A 20,504-nucleotide genomic window follows, 5' to 3' on the forward strand; every position below is an offset into this window, starting at 1 on the left:
GCCGGCACGGACACCGCCACCGGGCGAACGGCGGCCGAACAGGTGGCCGCACCGCCCACCGGACCGGCCCCCGCAAGAGCCTCGCCCACCCGACACCGAGCCCCTTCCGGCACGTACCATGGCGGCATGTCCTTCCTCCGCCGCCGCAGTGCCACCCCCGCCGGGCCCGACTTCGACGTACTGGCCATGGACCCGGGTGACTGGCCGGGCAATCTCGGCGCCGGTCTGCTGCCCGCCCCCGACGGCAGCTGCCAGGGTGTCTTCCTGCGGTACGACCTCTACGGCGGTCGCGGCCCCGCGATGATCATCGGCAATCTCCCGGAGGGCTCCCCGGCACGCGAGGTCGCCGAGGGCGAGATCCCCTTCGAGGTGGCCCAGATGCTGATCGCGCTGGAGAACGAGGAGGACATCACCGTCGTCGGGTCCGAGGACGTCCCGGTGATGCAGGGCGACAACCTCCTGATCGTCCGCCGCCTCAAGCTCTCCGAGTCCCGGATCTCCTGCGTCCAGTTCGACCGCAGCGACAACGTCCTGGTGACCATCGCAGCCTGGGACCGCCCCATCACCGACGACCTGTACACCTTGCTCAAGCCGCTCCCGGCGGAGCTGTTCCAGCAGGGCTGAGGGAACGACTGAGGGAACAAAGGACACCAGGGCCGGGCGCGAACCCGGCCCTCGCGCTTGTCGCGGCGGCCCTCACACAGCCGGCAGCCCCCGCACGTCCGCAGCTCTCACGAACGCCACCCGGTGGCCGAACTGGATCTGGTGGTACAGGACGGCGCCGACCACGACCTTGTGTCCGCTTTCCCCAGGTGTACTGCCCGCCTCTGTCATCGCGAAGGTCGGCTGCCACGCCGAAGGTCCGCGCCGCGCCCCTGTCCAGGGCACACCGCGAACCTCCGTCTCCCCTCAGCGAGTGCCGACCGCCGCCCGTACGGCCTTGCGGGCCAGCTGGCAGTCGTCGTGCAGCCGCCTGAGCAGCAGCCGTTGTTCCTCGCCGGACGGCGCAGTAGCCGGGTGGGCCGGGCCCGGTGCCGCCGGGGTCGCCTCGTGCATCGAACGCTGCACGGCTGTCTCGTAGGTACGGATCTCACGGGTCAGTACGAGCATCAGGTTCACCAGGAACGCGTCCCGCGAGGCCGGTCCCGCCGACTGCGCCAGCTGACTGATCTGGCGCCGCGCCACCGGGGCGTCCCCCAGCACCGCCCACAGTGTCGCCAGGTCGTACCCCGGCAGATACCAGCCCGCGTGTTCCCAGTCCACCAGCACTGGGCCGGCCGGTGAGAGCAGGATGTTCGACAGCAGGGCGTCGCCGTGACAGAACTGGCCCATGCCCTGGCGGCCCGACGCGTGCGCGATGCCGTGCAGGAGCTTCTGCAGATCGCCCATGTCCCGGTCGGTCAGCAGACCGAGCTCATGGAAACGGGAGATCCGCTCCGCGTAGTTCAGCGGGGCGTCGAAGGTACCCGCCGGTGGCCGCCACGCGTTCAGCCGGCAGATCGCACCGAGCGCCGCCCGGATGTCGGCGCGCGGCGGCGCCTCCACCGGATGCCGCTGCAGGGCGGCCACCCGGCCCGGCATCCGCTCGATGACCAAGGTGCAGTTGTCCGGGTCCGCCGCGATCAGTCTCGGCGCCCGCACCGGCGGGCGGTGCCGGACGAACGAGCGGTATGCGGCTATTTCGTGCCGCAGCCGCTCCTCCCAGATGGGGGAATGATCCAGCAGACACTTGGCGACGGCCGTGCTGCGCCCTGTCGTACCGACGAGCAGCACCGATCGGCCGCTGCGGCGCAGCACCTGGACCGGAGAGAACTCCGGACAGATGCGATGGACCGAAGCGATCGCCGTGCGCAGCTGCGCGCCCTGAGGGCCGGACAAGTCGAGTCTCCCGCTGAGCGGCTGGGTGCCGAGCCCCGGAGCGCGCCGGGGCCGGCCGGCACCGAGTAACGGAGCCGCTGTGCGCGTGGGGTCGAGATAGGGGCCGCCGCTGCCCGGCTGGCGGGGGTGCAGCGACCGGGGTGGGGCGGACACGGAGGACGATGCTGCGTACATGGGGGAAGACAGATCCCTTCGTGTGCCTGTGATGTCACGCGCTGCCCGCCCCGGCTGTCCGGGGGACACCCTGGGGAGTGCCCGTCGGGCGACCGGGTCGGGGTGGCGCTTTCCTACCTGACACCGGATGAGCCATGGCACACCATGTAGCGCACCCTGGCGAAGCCTGGCGAATAGTCCCCGAGCAACTGACAGCGGGCTACATTCAACTCAGCCGAGAACCTGGGGGCTTGACGTGAGCGGACAACCCAACACCCGACTCGCAGACCTGTTCGGCCTGGCCGGCTGGTCGAAGGGAGAGCTCGCGAGGCTGGTCAACCGGCAGGCGGCGGCCATGGGCCACCCCCAGCTGGCGACCGACACCTCACGGGTGCGGCGCTGGATCGACATGGGAGAGATCCCGCGCGATCCCGTGCCGCGGGTGCTGGCGGCGCTGTTCACCGAGCGTCTCGGCCGTGTCGTGACCATCGAGGACCTCGGGCTGGTCCGGCACGGGCGTACGGGGAAACGGCAGGGCGGCGGGAATGTGGAACATCCCGACGGTGTGCCGTGGGCGCCCGAACGGACTGCCGCGGTCCTCACCGAATTCACGGGAATGGACCTCATGCTCAACCGACGCGGCTTGGTGGGTGCGGGCGTCGCGCTCACCGCGGGACCAGCACTCAGCAGTGCCATGCACGACTGGCTGCACACCGATCCGGCCCTCGCGGCCGACGCTCCCCACCTCGACGACCCCCTGGACGCCGACCCCGCCGGATTCGACCGCTACGAGGCCGCCCCCATCGGGTGGCAGGAGATCGAGGAACTGGAGCGCTCGGTCGAGGTGTTCCGGGCCTGGGACGCGGCCCGCGGCGGCGGGCTGCAACGCAAGGCGGTCGTGGGCCAGCTCAACGAGGTGGGAGGCATGCTCTCCTACCGCCATCCCGAACCTCTCCAGCGGCGCCTGTGGGGCGTCGCCGCCAACCTCGCCGTCCTCGCCGGCTGGATGTCGCACGACGTCGGCCTCGAACCCACCGCCCAGAAGTACTTCATCATCGCCGCCCACGCCGCCAGGGAGGGCGGTGACCGGCCCCGCGCCGGCGAAGCCCTCTCCCGGGCGGCCAGACAACTGGTGCACCTCGGCAAACCGGACGAGGCTCTCGACCTCATGAAGCTCGCCCAGTCCGGCTCCGGCGAGCAGGTGCTGCCACGGACCAAGGCCATGCTCTACACCGTCGAGGCCTGGGCACAGGCCTCCATGGGCAAGGGGCAGGCCATGCGCCGCACCCTCGGACAGGCCGAGGACCTGTTCGTCTCCGACCGGGGGGACGTGCCGCCACCGAGCTGGATGCAGATGTTCAACGAGGCGGACCTCTACGGCATGCAGGCCCTGGCCTACCGCACCCTCTCGGAGCACGAGCCGGCCGCGGCCAAGCACGCCCGGCACTACGCGGAAAAGGCTTTGGACCTCAGGACCGATGCGCAGGAGAGGTCGCAGATCTTCGACTACCTGTCGATGGCCTCGGCCTGCTTCATCGCCGACGACCCGGAACAGGCCAGCGGATACGCCCGCCTCGCCCTCGCGGCGATGGGCTCCAACTCGTCCCATCGCACCTGGGACCGGCTGCGCCAGATGTACCGGCTCACCGGTCAGTACTCCAGCTATCCGAAGATCCAGGACCTGCGGGAGGAGATCAAACTCGCTCTGCCCAACCAGTCGAAGAACAAGGGCGACATCGCCCCGGCGTGACCGTCAGGCACCGACGCCTCAGTGACGACGCCTCAGGAACTGACCCTGGCGACGAGTACACAGGCGTCGTCCGCCCGCTCGGTCTCGCCGAACTCCTCCACCACCGTCCGTACGCACTCCTGGGCCGTACGCGCCTCGCCGAACCGTGGGGCCAGGTCCAGCAGCCGCTGGACGGCGGCGGCCCCGTCCTGCCAGGGGACCAGTCCGTCGGTGTGCAGGAGCAGCAGATCGCCCTGCTCGAGCGTCACTTCGGCCTGTCCGTAGACGGCACCCGAGGTCGCTCCGAGCAGTACACCGTCCGGCGCTGTCAGCGCACGCCCCGTCCCGTCGCGGAACAGCAGCGGGGCGGGGTGCCCGGCCTGCGCCCAGAGGAGGGTGCGGGTCGCCGGCCGGTAGCGGCAGCAGACGGCGCTGCCGAGGGCCGGCTGCACGGTGGCGTCCAGTAACTGGTTGAGGCAGGCCATCAGCCGGCCCGGCTCGCTGCCCGCCACCGCCATGCCGCGCAGCGCGCCGATCAGCATCGCCATGCCCGAGGTGACGGTGACGCCGTTCCCGGTGAGGTCGCCGACGCTCAACAGGCTCTCGCCGCCCGGCAGTTCAAGGGCGTCGTACCAGTCACCGCCGATCAGCGCGCTCGTCGCGCAGGGCAGGTAGTGCGCCGCCAGATCCAGATTTCCGGGGCCCTGGCACGGGAGCCGCAGGGAGCCGCGCCACGGCGGCAGCACGGCCTCCTGCAGTTCGACCGCGAGCCGGTGCTCGGTCTGCGCGATGTACCGTTGGCGCTGCAGCGAGTCACGGGTCTCGCTCACCGTCCGCTGGCTGCGCCGCAGTTCGCTGACGTCCCGCAGCACGGCCCACATCGAGGCCGTACCGCCGTCGTCGTCGAGCACGGGCTCGCCCATCATGTGTACGGTGCGCACCCCGCCGTCGGGGAGCGCGATCCGGAACTCGCCGTCGATGCGCTGGGCGTCGATCAGACAGTCCGTGACCATCGCCGTCAGCTTCGGCCGGTCCTCGTCGAGCACCAGCGACGGCAGTTCGTCCAGGGTGAGTGGTGGGGCGTCGGGGTCGCGGCCGAGGATCTGGTACAGCTCCCCGGACCAGCTCGCCTCGTCCGTCAGCAGGTTCCATTCGGCGCTGCCGACCCGGCTGAGCAGTGACTCACGCCGGGGGGCCGGGGGCGGCGCGACCGGGATGTCGGCCGTGACCGCGGGGACCGGCGGCAGGGCCGGCCCGTCCCGCAGCTGCGCCAGGTGCTCGTCGAGGTCCCCGAGTTGATGCAGCGCCAGGTCATAGAGCGCGCGCTGCCACCGGCCCTCGGCGTCCGCGCCGTCGGCGGGCGCGTCACGTCGGACGGCGTCCACGTCGCCCCGCAGTCGCCGTGTCTGCGAGATGAGCGCGTCGACCGTGCCGCGCCGGGGCGGCTGGGCGGCGGGACGATCCGCAGAGAGATGGGACGGCATCACGTACTCCGATGGGGGACGGTACGACCAACGCTGACGTAAGGGCCGATTACGACTGTCGCACAGCCCGCGACGCGCTGTAAGGGATTTGGCAAGACACGATACGGTGGTGCTTCCGGCATATGCCACCGTCCTTGCGGGTGGGGTTCACCGCGGCAGGCCGGTGCACGCCCGGAGGGGTCAACTCGCAGAGATCGTACGTGACTTGGCGGACCGTCGGCTGCACGTCACATGTCTTTCATTCCCCTGTTCGAGGGTCGTATGTGCGACCCACTCCGATTGCAGAGAGCGGCATCTGTAAATCGGACCGCCCCGGCACTCCTGGAAGCGTCCGGGGCCGTGGATTGCGTGATGTGGGTCACAGGTGCGAATCCAGATGGCCGCGCCGTACGAAAGCCCACCGCGAGGTCGAAGGGGCACGTCGGCGCACCGGCCGGCCCGCACCGGAAGAAGAGCTTCACCCGAACGGAGACCGTTGATGACCGTCACGCTGGAACAGCCCGCCCGCGCGCTCCTCGTCACCGCCGAGGACCGGGAGATCCCCGTGCCCGCGAGCCTGCGCTATTCCTCCGACGATCCGCTGGCCGTCCACCTCGACTTCCCGGCCGACATCTCGCTGAGCGGCGCCATGGTGACCTGGACCTTCTCCCGCGACCTGCTGGAGGGAGGGGTACTGGCGCCCGCCGGCTCGGGGGACGTGCAGATCTGGCCCTCGGGCCGCTCCCGCACGGTGGTGGAGCTGAGATCTCCGTACGGTCTGGCCCTGCTCCGGTTCGAGACGGCGGCTCTGTGGCGCTTCCTCCTGTGCAGCTACACCGTCGTCGCGGCCGGAAGCGAGGACCTGGGCCCGGCAGTGGACCGAGGTCTGACGTCCCTCCTCGGCGGCGTCTGACGTCTTCCTCGGCGGGACTCCGGTGTGTGCGGGCCCGGGGCTCAATACCGCAGGACGCCCGCGATGCCCCGGGCGTCACCGAGCGCGCCGTCGGGGACGAAGCGGACCTCGGCGCCGGTGTTCAGGCACTGCTCCACGATCTCGTCCACGATGTCCTCGCGGACGTCGGGATCGTCGCTCTCGGCCGGGACCAGATGGCCGTCGCCGCCGTCGGCGCGGACGGTCGTCCGATAGTTCTCCTCCACGGCCAGGAGCTCGATGCGGCCCTCCCGCGCGTTCTGCCGGACCTCGTCGACCCCGGCCGCGAACGCCTTGCGGCCGCGGGCCGCTTCGAGCCGTCGAGCCACCGTGTCGAGATTCCTGCGGTCCTCGGCGGCGACCAGGGGCCGGACCGCCTGCCACACGGCCTCGGGGGTGCCGTGCGCGAGACCGCCGTGCGGGAGGCGGGTGGCGTCCTCGGTGACCGTGCCGATCTCGTCGAGCAGGGACAGCGCCGCCGTCTCGCCGGTGACATACAGGGGCCGGTCGTGCGTGCGCAGCACACCGGCCAGCGCGGTGTCGGCGGCGCGCAGGAAATGGCGGGTGCCCTCGTCGCGGAAGGCGGACGGCAGGTCGCCGATCCGCTCCTGCCGCTCGGCGTCGAAGTTGTCGCGGTCCCGGGTCAGCGGGAAGCCACCGACGTGTGCCTCCGTGACACGGCCGCCTCCGCCGTTCCACAGAGTGACCCGGTCGGAGGAGACCGAGAGCACCCAGAACGGCCGCTCGGCGGCCTGCGCGGCCACCAGGTTCCGGGTGAGGAAGGTGTCGGAGAGCACCACCCGCTCCGGCACCGGGCGGGCCAGTGACCAGACCTGGTGCTCACCGGGCGCCGCGAAGATCACCAGGCCCTCCTCGGTGTGCGCCAGGTCCACCTCGGCCAGCGCCTGCTCCAGCTGTGCCACGACATCACCCCGCCGTTCACGCGTCACCGCGGGGTCGTGTTCCAGCCGCTTCCTGGCCTCGGCCACCACATTGCGCAGCCGGACCGGATCCTGCGCGTTCTCCGGTTCCCGGCGGTGTGTCGGCGTCAGCACCGTCACCGCGGGATAGGGCCGAGGACGGCGCAGCTCGGTGAGGGTCGCGGGGCTGAGGGCATGCTCCATCCCTTCACGATAGGACTGATCGGCGTGTCGGGCATTCGGGGTGACCCGGCCGCCGGTCCGGGCACCTCGGGGGCCGGAGCCGGCACGCATCGAGCCCGTCGGCACGCACCGGTGAAGGTGCGCGCCGACGGGCTATTCAGTGGTGTGCGCCCGCCGCGAGGGTCAGCCGACTTCCTTCTCCTTCTTCAGCGCCCTGTCGGCGGCGGCCTCGGACGGCTTCCACCACGTCGTCACCGGCTCCCAGACCTTCACCTTCTTGCCCGCGCCCAACTGCTTCGCGGTGAAGGTACGGCCGTTGTAGGCCGGGTTGGCCGACACGGTGACGGTGCTCACGCGACGCGTCTGTGGGTCCTCGAGGTCGGCGATCGTACGGACCGCCGCGTACGCCGTCCTCCCGGCGCCGACCTGGTACGGGCCGCTCCCGCCCGAGGGCACCGGCAGGGCCGCCCCGTCGAGGTCGCCGAAGGTGACGACGGGGAGGCGGTCGATCGTGCAAGCGCGGGTGCCGGTGTTCTCGACGCTGATGTGCACGACCCTCGTGTCCTTCGCCTGCTTGGCCCGCAGCTTCAGGACCTTCGCCTTGCAGACCGGGGTCTTCGCGGCCGGCTGGGCGGCCAGACCCTGCGGGGCGGCGGCGAGGAGCAGCGCGGCCCCGGCTGTCGCCGCGGTCGAGAGGGTGAGGACGGAACGGATACGCATCGGTGAATTCCCCGGTATTGGTCACGTACGGGTATGGCATGTGCAAAGACGACGCATACCCGATGTGACGCGCGAGATGCGGGAGGGGTCGTACCGCACGGTTCCGTGTTGCACGCCTGATGCTCAGTCGTCGGCTCCGCAGGAACTTCCGTCGGCCGGCAGCGAGCCGTACAGCAGGAAGTCGTCGACCTTCCCGCGCACGCACTTCGACGACCCGTACCCGGTGTGCCCCTTGCCCTTGTTGTCGAGGACGACCGCCGAGGAACCGAGCCGCTTCGCGGTCTCCACGGTCCACCGATACGGCGTGGCCGGGTCGCCCCGGGTACCGACGAGCAGCATCTTCGGGGTGTCGACGTCCCGCACCTTCTCGCGGATGTAGTCGGTGCCCGCGGGGCGGCCGTGGCACATCAGCACCTGGGCGAGCCGGTACGGGCCGAACACGGCAGAGGCGTCCTCGTACGCCGCGCGCAGGTCCTCCAGGTCGTCGGTGATCTGCTTTGCGGTGGGCCGGTCGGGATCGTCGGCGCAGTTGATGGCCATGAGCGCGGCGGGGAGGTTGTCGAGCGGGACCTCCTCGGCGTCGACGAGTCCGCTGTGCGGAATCGGTGTGGCGGACGCGCCGGGGCCGGGCGGCTCGTACGGGCGGACCGGCGTCGAGGACCTGTACGAATCGGGCGGTGTGGCGAAGCCGCCGCCCGCGAGGGACATGAGGCCCCGGGTGTCGCCGTCGTGGACGAGCATGTTGAGCGCGTGGGTCAGGGCGGGCCACATCTGTTCGCTGTAGAGGGCGTGGCTGATGGCGCCCACGAGGTCCTGGCCGGAGAACTCCTGACCGAAGTCCGTCGGCACGGGGTGCTCGTCCAGCGACTCGACCAACTCGACGACCTGCTCACGGGCCGAGCGGGAGTCCTGCCCGAACGGGCACGTCAGCTCCTCGGTGCACGCGTCGAGGTAGTCCTCCAGCGCGGTCTGCTGCCCCTGGGCACCCACCAGCCCCTGCTCGGTCAGCGGTTGCGTGAGGGTGTCCACCCCGTCGAGGGCCATCCGGCCCACCTTCTCGGGGAACCGCGCCGCGTACACCGCGCCCAGCCGGGTTCCGTAGGAGAAGCCGAGGTAGTTGAGCTTCTCGTCGCCGAGGGCGGCGCGCATCACGTCCAGGTCGTGGGACGCGTTGAGCGTGCCGATGTGGGGCAGCACCGGACCGGAGTGCTTCCTGCACGCGGCGGCGGCCAGCCGCAGTTGCTTGAGCGCGGTCTGCGGGTCGTTCGCAACGTCGCCGTCGTCGGTCGCCTCCAGAGCCTCGTCGGTGCCGTCGCCGCAGCTGACGGGGGAGGAGCGGCCCACGCCGCGCGGATCGAAGGAGACGAGGTCGTAGCCGTCCGTGAGGCCCATGAACTCCTCTCCCCCGTAGGCGAGTTCGGGGACACCCGGGCCACCGGGGCCGCCGAAGTTCAGCAGCAGCGAACCGCGCGCGTCGCCGGTGGCCCGGTAGCGGGCCATCGCCAGGTCGAGGGTTCCGGCCTCGGGACGGGCGTAGTCGAGCGGCACGGTGACCTTGCCGCACCGCAGGTCCTCGGGCACCTCCATGCCCTCGCACCGGGACCACTTGATCTTCTGTTGGTAGAAGCGGGTCAGGTCGGGCTGCTTGTCGTCCTTCTCGGCGTGGGTGGCCGCCGCCGTGGCCGGCAGCCCGGCCCCCAGCAGGGCCAGCGCCGCGACCGCGGCTCCGGCGAGCGGACGCCGTCTGTGCGTGGACCGCATGCGCGCCTCCAGGGAAACCCGGCCGGGCGGCCGGGAACAACCCCCGGATCACGATAAGCGGGCCCTCCCGGCCACGCCTCCCGGCGAGTGCGTCAGGCGAAACTGCCGTACCCTGCGCCTCGTCACCGCCGCACACTGTTCTGCGGATGTAGCTCATACGCGTGAACTCGACCATTGGGAAGCCCTGTTGCCCGCTGAACCGGCTGCTTCCGGTGTCGCGGGCGTGACCGGCGTCGGCGAGGACGCCGCGGGGGTGCGGCCGACCACGTACTCGGCGGCCGCACCGCCGTGCCGCATCCGCGATCGCCAGCGAAGGAGCGCACAGATGACCTGTCCGGTCCATCGGGACCTCGTCGTCATCCGGGCCACGCCCGACGACCTGGCGGTGGTCGCCCGCTGGGCGGGGACGAGGGCTGGAACCCGGGGCTCTCGGACCCGTCGTGCTTCTTCGCGCAGGACCCCGAGACGCGGTCCGTCGCCGGCTGCGACAGTGTCCTGCCGTCCGGTCGACCGCACCCCGTTTCCTGGAGCACTGGCTGACCACCGACGGGCACCGCGCGCTGGCGCGGACGGCTCACCGGTCGGCGTCGTCCGTCCCGGCCGGGACGCCCTGCGCGTCGGCTCGCTGATCGCGTGTACCGACCCGTGGGGTTGGGGCAGCCGTGTCTCCCGTCCTGGCCGGGTGGGCGGCGTCGCCCTTCCTGAACGCCCACTCCATGCGCGGCTCGACGACACAGCGCAGCGCGGTCCGCACGGGTGCGGTGCACAGCAGCGTGATGCCGCCGACGGCCAGGGCCGTGACGGCGAGTTCCCCGAGCGGGGTGTGCAGCCACTCCACGGCGTACCAGTCCCGGAAACGGGCCCACTTGATCACGAAGCCGTGCAGCAGATAGCCGTACATCGTGCCCGCGCCCAGCGCCGTGAACCACAGCTCCCGGCGCGGCACCCAGGCCAGGAAGCAGGCAGTCAGCAGCACCGCCAGACAGAACAGCGCGGGCGTGGTCAGCAGACCCGCCCAGCGGGACACGCCCTGGCCGGTGACACTGCCCCGGTGGTAGAACCAGCCCGCGTCGAACCACGGCGCCACCCGGTACGCCGCCACGACCGCCCCCAGCCCCACCGGGAGCAGACACAGCCGTACGCGACGGGCGCGCAGCCGCTCGAAGTGCTCGGCGCGCAGGGTCAGCCCCAGCACGAAGAACGGCAGGAAGCCGAGGACGCGCTGGATGGAGACGTCGCCGCCGAGATCCGGTGAGACCGCCGCCAGCATCGCCAGCCCCAGCGCGACGGGCATCGGGTGACGCAGCATCAGCCACAGGGGAGTGGTCAGCCGCCAGATGAACAGCGCGACCAGGAACCACATCAGGTACCAGGGATCCAGCAGGCTCAGCGGATAGCCCGGGTCGTCCTGCGCCCACCGGTAGAACAGCGTGTACGCCGTCTCGAAGACGACGTACGGGAGCACCACACCCGTCAGGAGCCGCTTCAGCCGGCCGGGCGCCATGTCGAAGCCGCGCGAGAAGTAGCCGGAGATCAGGGCGAAGGCCGGCATGTGGAAGGCGTAGACGGTCAGATACACGGCCGTCGCGGTCCGGCTGCCGTACGTCAGCGGCTCCCACGCGTGTCCGCAGGCCACCAGGACGATGGTGAGGTATTTCGCGTTGTCGAAGTACGGGTCTCGCGAGGCCCCCTTCGCCCGTGGCGTCTCCCGGACGGGTGGGGTCGCGGGAGCGGGGCGGGTCTGCTGGACCACGTCTTCGGACATCGGCGAAGGTCTCCGGACAACGACGACGGAACCCGAACCGCCTGCCCCCTCACGCCGGTCTCAGTCGTCATCGGTGGGGTCCGCGTCGCTTCCGGTACGTGAGAAGCGGGTGATTTCCGTTGCCAGGGCCAACGACTGATGATGGAGTGAGCACATGGATCACGCTGCTGTGCTGGCACTGTTCGACCGGGACATGCGGGAGGGCGCTCTCCCCGACGGCCCCGGAGCCCGGATCGAGCGCGTGGGCGGGGTGGTGCGCCAGGTCGGCTCCGAGATCGGCTGGAGCGGAGTCGTCTGGTCCGACCTCGACGAGGCGGGCGCGGACGCGGCCGTCACCGAGCAGATCCGGTACTTCTCCGGCCTCGGACGCGACTTCGAGTGGAAGCTGTACGGCCACGATCTCCCCGTCGACCTGGGACAGCGCCTGCGCGAGGCCGGCTTCACGCCAGCACCGGAGGAGACCCTGATGGTCGCCGAGGTCGCCGACCTGACCCTCGACGTCGAGCCGCCCGAGGGCGTACGCATCCTGCCCGTCACCGACCGTGCGGGCGTGGACCTGGTGGCCGACGTCCACGAGAAGGCCTTCGGGACGGACAGCTCCCGTATGCGCCACCAGTTGCTGGCCCAGCTCACCGGCGACACCGAGACGGTGGTGGCCGTCGTGGCCCTCGCCGGCGACGAACCGGTGAGCGCCGCCCGTATGGAGCTGCTCCCCGGTACGCGCTTCGCCGGCCTGTGGGGCGGTGGCACCGTCGAGGGCTGGCGGGGCCGCGGTGTCTACCGGGCCCTCGTCTCCCACCGCGCCCGCGTCGCCGCCGACCGGGGCTACCGCTACGTCCAGGTCGACGCCCTCGCCCGCAGCCGCCCGATCCTGGCCCGCCTCGGCTTCGAGCCGCTCACGACGACCACGCCGTTCGAGTACGCCGTGGACAGCGTGGCGGCGGCCTGACCGGCAGCCCCGAGTGCGTCACAGGTCGAGCTGGGCGTCGCCCGGGGAGTGCTGTTCGGCCTGGGCGATGACCGCGCGGCGCCGCTCACCACGGGCCGCGCCGACCGCCGCGTCGAGCAGCGCGGAGGCGACGCCCTGCCGCCGCTCGGCCGGGTGCACGGCGATGTACCAGCTCCGCCAGATGGCTCTGCCCCTCCTTGGTGAACAGCCGCAGACAGGCCGAGCCGAGGAGTTGTGCGCCCTCCGCTCCCGACGCCAGCCACGCCAGACGGTGGCTCGACGAGGTGGTCGCGGGGTCGGCGAGCTGGGTGATGCGCGGGGACAAAAGGGCTCCGGGGCGGGTCGGCGTACGGGTGGCGAGGCCCGGCGACGCCAACCGCCGGGTGCCGCGACTCGCAACGGAAATCCGCAGGCGACGTCCCGCGATGCGGGCGCGCGGCCCAGTCGCCGCCCAGGGTGCGTGACCGTCGGTCGGCTGTCGGGCCCGCGTCACCGTCGGCGTTCCGGCCTGCGGGAGCGCCGGCGATCACGCCGGGTTCCCGCCACCGCCGACCGTCGCCCCATGAACCCTCAGCGCCGCGCCCGTGTGCGGTCCAGCGCCGCGACGCCCAGGGCCGCCAGCGCGATCTGGATGAGCCACTCGGCCCAGTCGACGCCGTCCGTGTCGGCCACACCGACGCCCACGGCGATCGCGGTTCCGATCAGCGCGGCGATGATGCCGACGAGGATCGTCAGCAGGATGCCGATGCGCTGACGGCCCGGCACGACGAGCCGCCCGAGTACACCGATGACAATGCCGATGACGATCGCGCTGATGATGCCGTCGATCTCCATCTGATCTCCTCCCCTACGCGTCGGGCCCCCGCAACCGTGCGAGTGCCCTTCGAACGCGAGTACAGTCCGCCCTTGTTCGTGTTCTTCAGGAGCCCGTCACCCATCCCGTGACGGCCAGCACCTCCGCCGCGATGTCGACGACCAGGCGCCCGTCCGTCGCCACCCGAACGGTGTCCGCCGGCGCCCGCTCGTCCAACAGCCTTGCCTTGCGCGCGCTTCCGGCCGGCTCCCGCTCCAACTCGGAGCCGATCTTCCGGCCTCTGAGCCGCCCCTCGGTCGTCTCGTCGGTGGCGGTGAGGAGTACCCGCAGGATTCGTACGTCTCCGCCTATGGCCCGCCGGAGGAGGCCCGCCGTCTCGTCCAGCACGCTCAGGGTGTTGGTGTGGACGAGCCTTGGATGGCCCAGCGCGGCGTAGTTGCCCCACACGGCCGAGAATTGCGTTCGGTGATGGCGGAGCGGTGCGGATCTCCCGGGGCGCCGGATGCACCTGCCCCGTGGAGTCGCCCTCGATGACCGCGTGCGGCACCTCGGCGACCCGCAGTCGGTCCATACCTCCCAGCCCACCGTCGACTTGCCGGCCCCGGCCCGCCCGCCGATGAGCAGCACCTCGGCACGTTCCATCTATCCGCCACCTTCGGAGAGCCGACGCCGGGGCGTGCGGCGCACCGCAGCGCCGTCCGGATCGCCGCCGCCGGATCGCCCTCGTGATACGGCCGCTCCGATGCCTCGACGCCGTCGAGGAACTCCTGGTAACGCACGGCGTACGCGAGGTGTGCCGGCGGCTCGGCCAGGGCGAGGGCGCGGGCGGGATCGCTCGCCGGAACGTGGGCCTGCCAGGCGTCGACCCAGACCCGGACGGCCGTGGGACGGGTCTCCTCGGGAAGGAAGTCGTACAGGCGCAGACCGTCCAGGACCGGGTTGCCCCAGTGGGCGTCGGCGAAGTGCACGACGACGGGCGGCCCGCTGTCGCTGCGCCAGTTGCCGGGATGGAAGTCGCCGTGGACGAGTGTGTCGGGGAGCCCGCACTCGGCGAGCAGGTGCCAGCGGTCCGCCAACTCCCGTGCCATGTACCGCTCTTGACCGGTGATGCCCAGATCGGCCGTGCCGTTGAGCAGTTCGCGTGTCAGTCGGCCGAGGGCCGGGGCCCGCCGGTCCCGGAGTCCGGGCGGTCGCCGGCCGGCCAGGGCGGCCTGCGCGGCGACGAAAGCGGCGCACCGCCGCCTCGACCGTGGCGGCGTCGGCCGCCCAGCAGTCCTCACCGGGGACGTGCTCCAGCAGCACCCGCCGCTCGTCGGCGGCGAGGACCGTCGGCACCAGCCCCGGGTCCATCCGGGCGAACGCGGCGATGACCGAGGCCTCGTCGGAGGAGAAGTGAGGCGTCGCCTTGAGCCACACCGGCCCCTGCCCGGTGGGCAGCCGGAACAGTCCCGCCAGGTTCCACGTCCGTCGCTGCTCGACCGGCCCCGTCGCCGGCCGCCCGAGCGCGGCAAGCGTCCGTGAGGCCCAGTCGAGCAGTTCCCGCAGCCCGTCGGCCCGGCCCCAGGGCTGCCTGAGCGCGTCGTCGGCGTCCAAGATCCCCTGTGCCGCGGGGTGTTGATCCAGGAGCCCGCGCCCCGGCGGTTCCAACGCCTCCACGTGGTACGTCAGATGTCCGTCCCGTCCTCCCTCACCTCCGTCGGCCTCCAGGAGGCGCAGCACGAGCACGGGCACCCCGAGCGAGCGCTCCAACCGTTCTACGACCGGCTCGACCTCGGCCCATTAGGGAACGTCGACGGGGAACGGGCCGGTGACACCGAGGAAGTGCTCACCCGATGTCACCCATGCGCTGACGGTTCGACACGGCGACAGTCTGAAGCGGCGTGAGGGATGCCGGCCAACGAATATCGCCCACCGTCTCCGCCCCGGCCCTCCGTTTCGCGCGAAACGTCAAAAATAGTCTTGAAAAGGAAGTCGGGGGCCTTCTCGGCCATGGATCTGCGGTATGCGTGGCCGGGCCGGACGGCGACGGCCGGCCCGCCGGAGCGGGTCGGCCGCCGTTACCCCTCGCGGGCGTTCCTGTTCACACCTGCGGCGTGCGGGGCGCACGCGTGCCGCCGCCCTTCGCCGAGGCGCCGGCGCACAGCAGCCCCAGGAGCAGAGCGAGGCAGCCGATGACGATGTTGTTGATCACGACCCCGGCGTCCGGGCTGGCGCCGACGATCCACGCCGAGATGATCATCCAGACTCCCAGTGCACACATGGCCCAGCTCAGGCCGTACATCCGCTCGGGTGCGGCCGTGAAACCGAGAGCCAGCAGGCCGATCGCGATGCCCACGATCAGGTTGTGGGGCACCAGCGAGGGCTGGCTGGAGGTGTAGTGCAGTATCCACGGGGACACGGCGCAGTACAGACCGAGCAGGAACACCGGTCCGTCCACGAGCGCCACATCGCGACCACCGAGCATGCGGGCATACCGGGCCCGCATTTCGGTTACATCAGGGTGGCTGGTGATGTCACTCCTGTGTGAGGTGTTGGCCATGACTCGACTCCTTTGAACTCTGCAGGCCTGACCGCGTCTGGTGGGGTTTGCGGTAAGGGCCGCGTACGTTCATTCTGCGCTTATTCTGCCTTTATGTGTAGTCGTCGGGGGAAGGGGAGGGATGTACATGGCCGGTCTCGTCGCGCCGCCATGGGTGTAGTCGCAGGCGATGAACCCCGCCGATCCGGGGCCCACCACCGGAGCCACGGCCCGCCGACTGGGCGTGTCGCCCATCACCCTGCGCTCCTGGGGCCGCCGCTACGGCATCGGGTCCGCCGTCCGCCCCGGCGGCCGGCACCGGCGCGGTCCGCCGACCGCGCTGGGCGAGGCGGTGGAGGCCCTGTCCGGACTCCACCGAGGAACGGCCCGAGCCGCCGAAGCTCTACGGCGTGCCTCCGCGCCCTCGCAGGAACCGCTCCCGGCCCTCGGACAACGAGACGATCGGCTCCGGGTAGTCCAGCGCGGCGCGATCCACCCCCCGCAGCTTCCACGGCTCGTGCACGGCCGGCCCCTCGACGTCCGCCAACTCCGGCACCCAGCGTCGTACGTACGCCCCGTCCGGGTCGTACCGCTTCGCCTGGGTGACCGGGTTGAGGACGCGGTTGGGGCGGGTGTCCGTGCCCGTCCCGGCCATCCACTGCCAGTTGAGCTGGTTGTTGGCCATGTCGCCGTCGACCAGCAGGTCCAGGAAGTGGCGCGCGCCGACGCGCCAGTCGACGTACAGCGTCTTGGTGAGGAAGCTCGCGGTCAGGAGCCGGCCTCGGTTGTGCATCCAGCCCTCGTGACGGAGCTGGCGCATGGCCGCGTCGATCACCGGGTAGCCGGTGCGGCCTTCCCGCCACGCCTCGACCTCCTCCGGAGCGGACCGCCAGCGGTCGTGCCTGGGGCGGTAGTCCACGACCGTCGCCCGGGGCCGCGCCGCCAGCACCTGGCGGTTGAAGTCCCGCCACGCGAGCTGCCGTACGAACGCCTCGGCACCCGGCCCGCCCGCCCGGCGGGCCCGATGGACAAGTTCGACGGGGGACAGGGTGCCGAAGTGCAGATGAGGGGAGAGCCGGGAGGTCGCGTCGCCCGCCAGATCGTCGTGGCGGTCCTCGTACGCGGCGACACCGCCGCGCAGCCAGTCCGTGAACCTCCGCCGGCCCTCCGTCTCACCGCCGGTCGCGAGTCCGGGCGACAGCTCCGTGAGCTCCGCGCGAGCGGGCAGCCGCTCGGAACCGACGGCGTCCGGGACCCGGACCGTCCGGGGCGCGCCGAGCGGGTCGCGCGGGCGCTGCCGGGACCAGTGGCGGAAGTACGGCGTGAAGACGGCGAAGTGGTCGGACGCGGCGGGGACCAGAGCGCCCGGCGGGACGGCCGTGGTCACCGCCGCGTGCACATGCAGCCGCAGCCCCTGCCTCCCCAGCGTCCGCCGCAGCCGTTCCTCCCGCCGGCACGCATGGGCGCTGACGTCCGACGCCAGATGCACCTCGTCGGCGCCCGCCTCGGCCGCCACCTTCGCCACCTGCTCCGCGACGTTCCCCGAGCGCACCACGAGCCGACCGCCGCGTTCCCGCAGTCCCGCGTCGAGATCCCGCAGGCAGTCGGCGAGGAACGCCAGCCGGTTGGGCACGGCGAAACCGGCCCGGTCCACGGCCGGATCGCGCACGAAGAGGGGTACGACCTGCCGGGAGCCGTCCAGGGCGGCACGCAGCGGGGGGTGGTCGTGCAGCCGCAGGTCGGCGGTGAACAGGACGACCGAGACATTCATAAGCACACCTCCGTATCAGGCCCTCCACTGGTCACTTCCACGAGGAGAGCCGATCCGGATGCGGCGGACGCGCTTTTCATCCGCCGGGAGCGCCGGGAGCGCCGGGAGCGCCGGGAGCGCCGGGAGCGCCGGGAGCGCCGGAGAGGCCGAGGGGAGGCCTTCGAGTGCCGGCCGGTCCGGATCAGTGCGCGGCCGACAGGGAGGCGAGGTGCGTCTGGCGAACTTCGGCGGTCTGGCCCTGGACCAGCAGGAACATCGCCTCGCGGGCCAGCCGCTGCGCCCGGCTGTCAAGGGCGAGGGCCCGCCCGCCGCCGACCACGACCGCGGCGGTGGTCGCCGTGCGCATCAAGTCGAACGCCTTCGTCTTGAGGGCCAGTCGCTCCTCCATGTGCTCGTGCGGCGCCGGATGGTCGGCGAGGGCGTACGCCTGCCGTCGCACCTTGTCCAGCCGCAGCCGCAGCCGCTTCGTCGTGGGGTCGTCCTGGTCCAGCAGACCGAGGGCGGACTCGGCGACTCCGAACACCGCCGGCGAGGCGTTCGTCGGCTTGGGCCGGTCGCTCGCGGCCCAGGATTCGTACGGCGCGTGCAGGGCCACCGCGTCGTCGGGGATCCACAGCCCGTCGAGGTCGAGCGAGACCGTGCGGGCGGCCGTGAGGGCCGCGAGCCGTACGGGTGCCGAGGCCTTGAGCCCGGACTGCTGTCTGGCCTCGGTGAAGGCGAACACCACCTCGTCCGCGTCCGTCACCCCGGCCAGCAGCATCACATCGTTCAGGCCCCACCCGGTGTACCAGGGAACCGTCCCGTGAAACCGCCAGCCACCACGCTTCGGCACGGCCCGGACCGGGACCCGCGGGTACCTCCGCAGATGCGCGTACGCGACACCGGACAGCAGCTCACCGGTGGCCAGCTTCGCCAACAGGCCGTCCCGGGCGGGGAGTTCGCTCTTCGTGAGGGTCAGTACGGGGGTGTGGTGCTGGGCCTGCAGGAACCAGGTGGAACAGCACGCGCCCGCGAGGATCTCGGCAGTCTCCCGCGCCACGGAGTCGGGCGCGCCCGAACCGCCGTACGCCTCCGGCGCGCTCACCCCGAGCAGCCCCGACTCCTTGATCGCCCGAATGCTGCTCGCGGGCACCCCCTCCTGGTCGACGCGCTCGGCCTGAGGCAGGAGCACCTCGGCGGCGAGTCCGCGCGCCTGGACGACGAGGGGGTGCGGTGACGTGGTCATGGGGTGATTCTCCCCGGCCCCGGTCCCAAGGATCACCTCTTCGGGGCGGGCAAAAGATCACACCTCCTCCGGGGTCGGGACTGCGCTGAAGGAAGGGCGCCGATGACGCGGGAGACCGGCGCGAGGTGCCCGACATCGCTCTGGGCGGCGGTCGGCGCGGATTCCGCCGCCGTCGGCCGACCCGGCGGCATCCTCGGGACCTCGGAGAGCGGCGATCGCGTATTGCTGACGCCGACGCGCGGGTCGTAATGTCATGCACCTGACTTCACCGTGGGGCCGGCCCAGGCCGGGCCCCACGACCACCCCCGTTCAGATGATTCGGATGAAGGGCATCGTCATGCCGCGCCCCCGCACCACACTGCTCGCGACCGCCGTCGCACTGGCCGCCGTCGTCGCGGCTCCCGCTCCCGCCGTCTCCGCCGCGGCCCCGGCCACGGGCGCCTACTACGTGCAGAGCGCCACCACCGGGCTCAACGCGGCCGACAAGGGGGAGCGGTCGAGCAGCACCGGCCCAAGGGCAACGAGGACCGTCAGCAGTGGACGGTGCGGGCGAGCGGATCCTCCTACGTCCTGGAGAGCGTGGACACGGCGGGCAGCTGCCTCGGCCGCACCGGCGACCGGGCCGCGACCGTCGCGTGCACGAGCACCGACGCCGCCTGGGACATCACCGAACTCGGCGCCGATCGCCACCGGCTGAAGGTTCCCGGCGCGGAGCGCTACCTCACACTCGGCGCGAAGCCCTCCGGCTCCAACTACCCCGCCCGGCTGGCCGTCGGCCCGGCGAGCGCCCTGGCCGCCTGGTACCTCACCCCGGTCGCGCCGACGACCCGCCCCATGCCCTCGGCCGACCAGCGCACCCTCGACCAGGTCACCTTCCTCACCGCCCACAACGCCTACGCCAACGGCGTCGACGGCGGTTTCGCCCCGCCCTTCGTGAACCTGGTGCCGAACCAGTCCCGGGGCATCAACCAGCAACTCGCCGACGGTGTACGAGGATTCATGCTGGACATCCACCAGACCCCGGACGGCGCGATCCTCTGCCACAACAGTTGCACCCTCGTCAGCAGACCCGTCGCCCTGTGGGTGGACCTCCAGCGGATGGTCGACTTCCTCAAGCGGAACCCGAACGACGTCGTCACCGTGTTCCTGGAGGACTACGTCGACCCCGGTGTTCTGCGCGGCGAACTCGCCCGCGTCGAGGGACTGTCCGACGTGCTCTACCGGCCCGACCGGGCTGGTGTTCGGACCAACGGCTGGCCGAAGATGGCCGACTTGATCGCGGCGGACGACCGGCTGCTGATCTTCACCGACCACAGCCGCTCCGCGGACCAGTCCGCCGGGCTCACCCGGGACACCTTCGGTGTGATGTACCAGAAGGAGTGGACCGTGGAGAACTACTGGTCCATGGGCGGCGGTATCGGCTCCTCCGACTGGTCCTGCTACAGCCGTTGGTACGACGCCAACACCAACATCCCGCTCACCCGCGCCGAGTCCCGATTCAAGCCGCTGTTCGTCATGAACCACTTCCGCGATGTCCCGATCACCTCCACGGTGACCACGGACAACGCCAAAGTCGCCGACCGGGCCCAGCGGTTCTGCGCGCCGGCCGCCCGGAAGAAGCCCAACTTCCTTGCCGTGGACCACTACAACCTCGGCAACCCGGCGTCCGCGGTGACGACTTTGAACACGTACGTCTATCCGTAGCACCCGGCGGACGCGGTGCC

At 71.6% G+C, this 20,504-nt stretch carries 15 protein-coding genes and 5 pseudogenes; 7 read left to right on the forward strand and 13 right to left on the reverse strand.

Annotation, left to right across the window (positions count from 1 at the left end):
- Positions 1-126 precede the first annotated feature (126 nt).
- Complete coding sequence (locus WBG99_RS33680) at positions 127-624, forward strand: hypothetical protein (protein WP_338899986.1); 498 nt, start codon at positions 127-129, stop codon at positions 622-624.
- Positions 625-909: 285 nt separating this feature from the next.
- Here WBG99_RS33680 and WBG99_RS33685 read toward each other — a convergent pair whose 3' ends face one another.
- Positions 910-2,052 carry an aminoglycoside phosphotransferase family protein gene (locus WBG99_RS33685; RefSeq protein WP_338899987.1) on the reverse strand — a complete coding sequence of 381 codons (1,143 nt, stop codon included), beginning with the start codon at positions 2,050-2,052 and terminating at the stop codon, positions 910-912.
- A gap of 235 nt (positions 2,053-2,287) precedes the next feature.
- Here WBG99_RS33685 and WBG99_RS33690 point away from each other — a divergent pair, with 235 nt between their 5' ends.
- Positions 2,288-3,781: a hypothetical protein gene (locus tag WBG99_RS33690; RefSeq protein ID WP_338899988.1), complete on the forward strand. Its 1,494-nt coding sequence runs from the start codon at positions 2,288-2,290 to the stop codon at positions 3,779-3,781.
- 32 nt (positions 3,782-3,813) lie between these two features.
- Here WBG99_RS33690 and WBG99_RS33695 read toward each other — a convergent pair whose 3' ends face one another.
- Complete coding sequence (locus tag WBG99_RS33695; protein ID WP_338899989.1) at positions 3,814-5,244, reverse strand: SpoIIE family protein phosphatase; 1,431 nt, start codon at positions 5,242-5,244, stop codon at positions 3,814-3,816.
- 478 nt (positions 5,245-5,722) lie between these two features.
- Here WBG99_RS33695 and WBG99_RS33700 point away from each other — a divergent pair, with 478 nt between their 5' ends.
- The gene (locus tag WBG99_RS33700; protein ID WP_338899991.1) at positions 5,723-6,136 is read left to right on the forward strand and encodes an SsgA family sporulation/cell division regulator; all 414 of its coding nucleotides are present in this window, start codon (positions 5,723-5,725) and stop codon (positions 6,134-6,136) included.
- Positions 6,137-6,177: 41 nt separating this feature from the next.
- On the opposite strand, the gene WBG99_RS33705 is transcribed toward WBG99_RS33700, so the two are convergent.
- The 4 genes from WBG99_RS33705 to WBG99_RS33720 form a co-directional block, all read right to left on the reverse strand.
- Positions 6,178-7,278, reverse strand: coding sequence for a chemotaxis protein (locus WBG99_RS33705; protein WP_338899992.1), 1,101 nt, complete (start codon positions 7,276-7,278; stop codon positions 6,178-6,180).
- Positions 7,279-7,440: 162 nt separating this feature from the next.
- Positions 7,441-7,977, reverse strand: coding sequence for a DUF4232 domain-containing protein (locus tag WBG99_RS33710; protein ID WP_338899993.1), 537 nt, complete (start codon positions 7,975-7,977; stop codon positions 7,441-7,443).
- A gap of 123 nt (positions 7,978-8,100) precedes the next feature.
- Complete coding sequence (locus WBG99_RS33715; RefSeq protein ID WP_338899994.1) at positions 8,101-9,738, reverse strand: alpha/beta hydrolase; 1,638 nt, start codon at positions 9,736-9,738, stop codon at positions 8,101-8,103.
- A 574-nt stretch (positions 9,739-10,312) separates the two neighbouring features.
- Entirely contained in the window at positions 10,313-11,503 is a 1,191-nt protein-coding gene (locus WBG99_RS33720) for an acyltransferase family protein (RefSeq protein ID WP_338899995.1), read from the reverse strand.
- A 154-nt stretch (positions 11,504-11,657) separates the two neighbouring features.
- Here WBG99_RS33720 and WBG99_RS33725 point away from each other — a divergent pair, with 154 nt between their 5' ends.
- Positions 11,658-12,452: a GNAT family N-acetyltransferase gene (locus WBG99_RS33725; protein WP_338899996.1), complete on the forward strand. Its 795-nt coding sequence runs from the start codon at positions 11,658-11,660 to the stop codon at positions 12,450-12,452.
- A gap of 33 nt (positions 12,453-12,485) precedes the next feature.
- Here the strand turns inward: WBG99_RS33725 and WBG99_RS33730 are convergent.
- The 4 genes and pseudogenes from WBG99_RS33730 to WBG99_RS33745 all read right to left on the reverse strand — a co-directional run.
- Positions 12,486-12,777: pseudogene (locus WBG99_RS33730) on the reverse strand (GNAT family N-acetyltransferase); the annotation flags it as partial.
- Between the two features lie 245 nt (positions 12,778-13,022).
- Positions 13,023-13,286, reverse strand: coding sequence for a GlsB/YeaQ/YmgE family stress response membrane protein (locus WBG99_RS33735; RefSeq protein WP_338899997.1), 264 nt, complete (start codon positions 13,284-13,286; stop codon positions 13,023-13,025).
- 85 nt (positions 13,287-13,371) lie between these two features.
- Positions 13,372-13,908 (reverse strand): annotated as a pseudogene (locus WBG99_RS33740) (hypothetical protein).
- Between the two features lie 254 nt (positions 13,909-14,162).
- Positions 14,163-14,546: pseudogene (locus WBG99_RS33745) on the reverse strand (phosphotransferase); the annotation flags it as partial.
- Between WBG99_RS33745 and WBG99_RS33750 the strand changes: the two are divergent.
- Entirely contained in the window at positions 14,516-14,662 is a 147-nt protein-coding gene (locus WBG99_RS33750) for a hypothetical protein (RefSeq protein ID WP_338899999.1), read from the forward strand. The pseudogene WBG99_RS33745 and the gene WBG99_RS33750 overlap by 31 nt on opposite strands.
- Positions 14,663-15,346: 684 nt before the next feature.
- Here the strand turns inward: WBG99_RS33750 and WBG99_RS33755 are convergent.
- Positions 15,347-15,805, reverse strand: coding sequence for an SPW repeat protein (locus WBG99_RS33755; protein ID WP_338900000.1), 459 nt, complete (start codon positions 15,803-15,805; stop codon positions 15,347-15,349).
- Between the two features lie 169 nt (positions 15,806-15,974).
- Here WBG99_RS33755 and WBG99_RS33760 point away from each other — a divergent pair.
- Positions 15,975-16,109 (forward strand): annotated as a pseudogene (locus WBG99_RS33760) (transposase); the annotation flags it as partial.
- Positions 16,110-16,187: 78 nt separating this feature from the next.
- Here WBG99_RS33760 and WBG99_RS33765 read toward each other — a convergent pair.
- The gene (locus WBG99_RS33765) at positions 16,188-17,555 is read right to left on the reverse strand and encodes a deoxyribodipyrimidine photo-lyase (RefSeq protein ID WP_338900001.1); all 1,368 of its coding nucleotides are present in this window, start codon (positions 17,553-17,555) and stop codon (positions 16,188-16,190) included.
- Between the two features lie 181 nt (positions 17,556-17,736).
- Positions 17,737-18,780 (reverse strand): acyl-CoA dehydrogenase family protein, encoded by a 1,044-nt coding sequence (locus tag WBG99_RS33770; RefSeq protein ID WP_338900002.1) that lies wholly within the window; start codon positions 18,778-18,780, stop codon positions 17,737-17,739.
- A 337-nt stretch (positions 18,781-19,117) separates the two neighbouring features.
- Here WBG99_RS33770 and WBG99_RS33775 point away from each other — a divergent pair.
- Positions 19,118-20,484: pseudogene (locus WBG99_RS33775) on the forward strand (PI-PLC domain-containing protein).
- Positions 20,485-20,504: the final 20 nt, after the last annotated feature.

The organism is Streptomyces sp. TG1A-60, assembly GCF_037201975.1.
Lineage (GTDB): Bacteria > Actinomycetota > Actinomycetes > Streptomycetales > Streptomycetaceae > Streptomyces.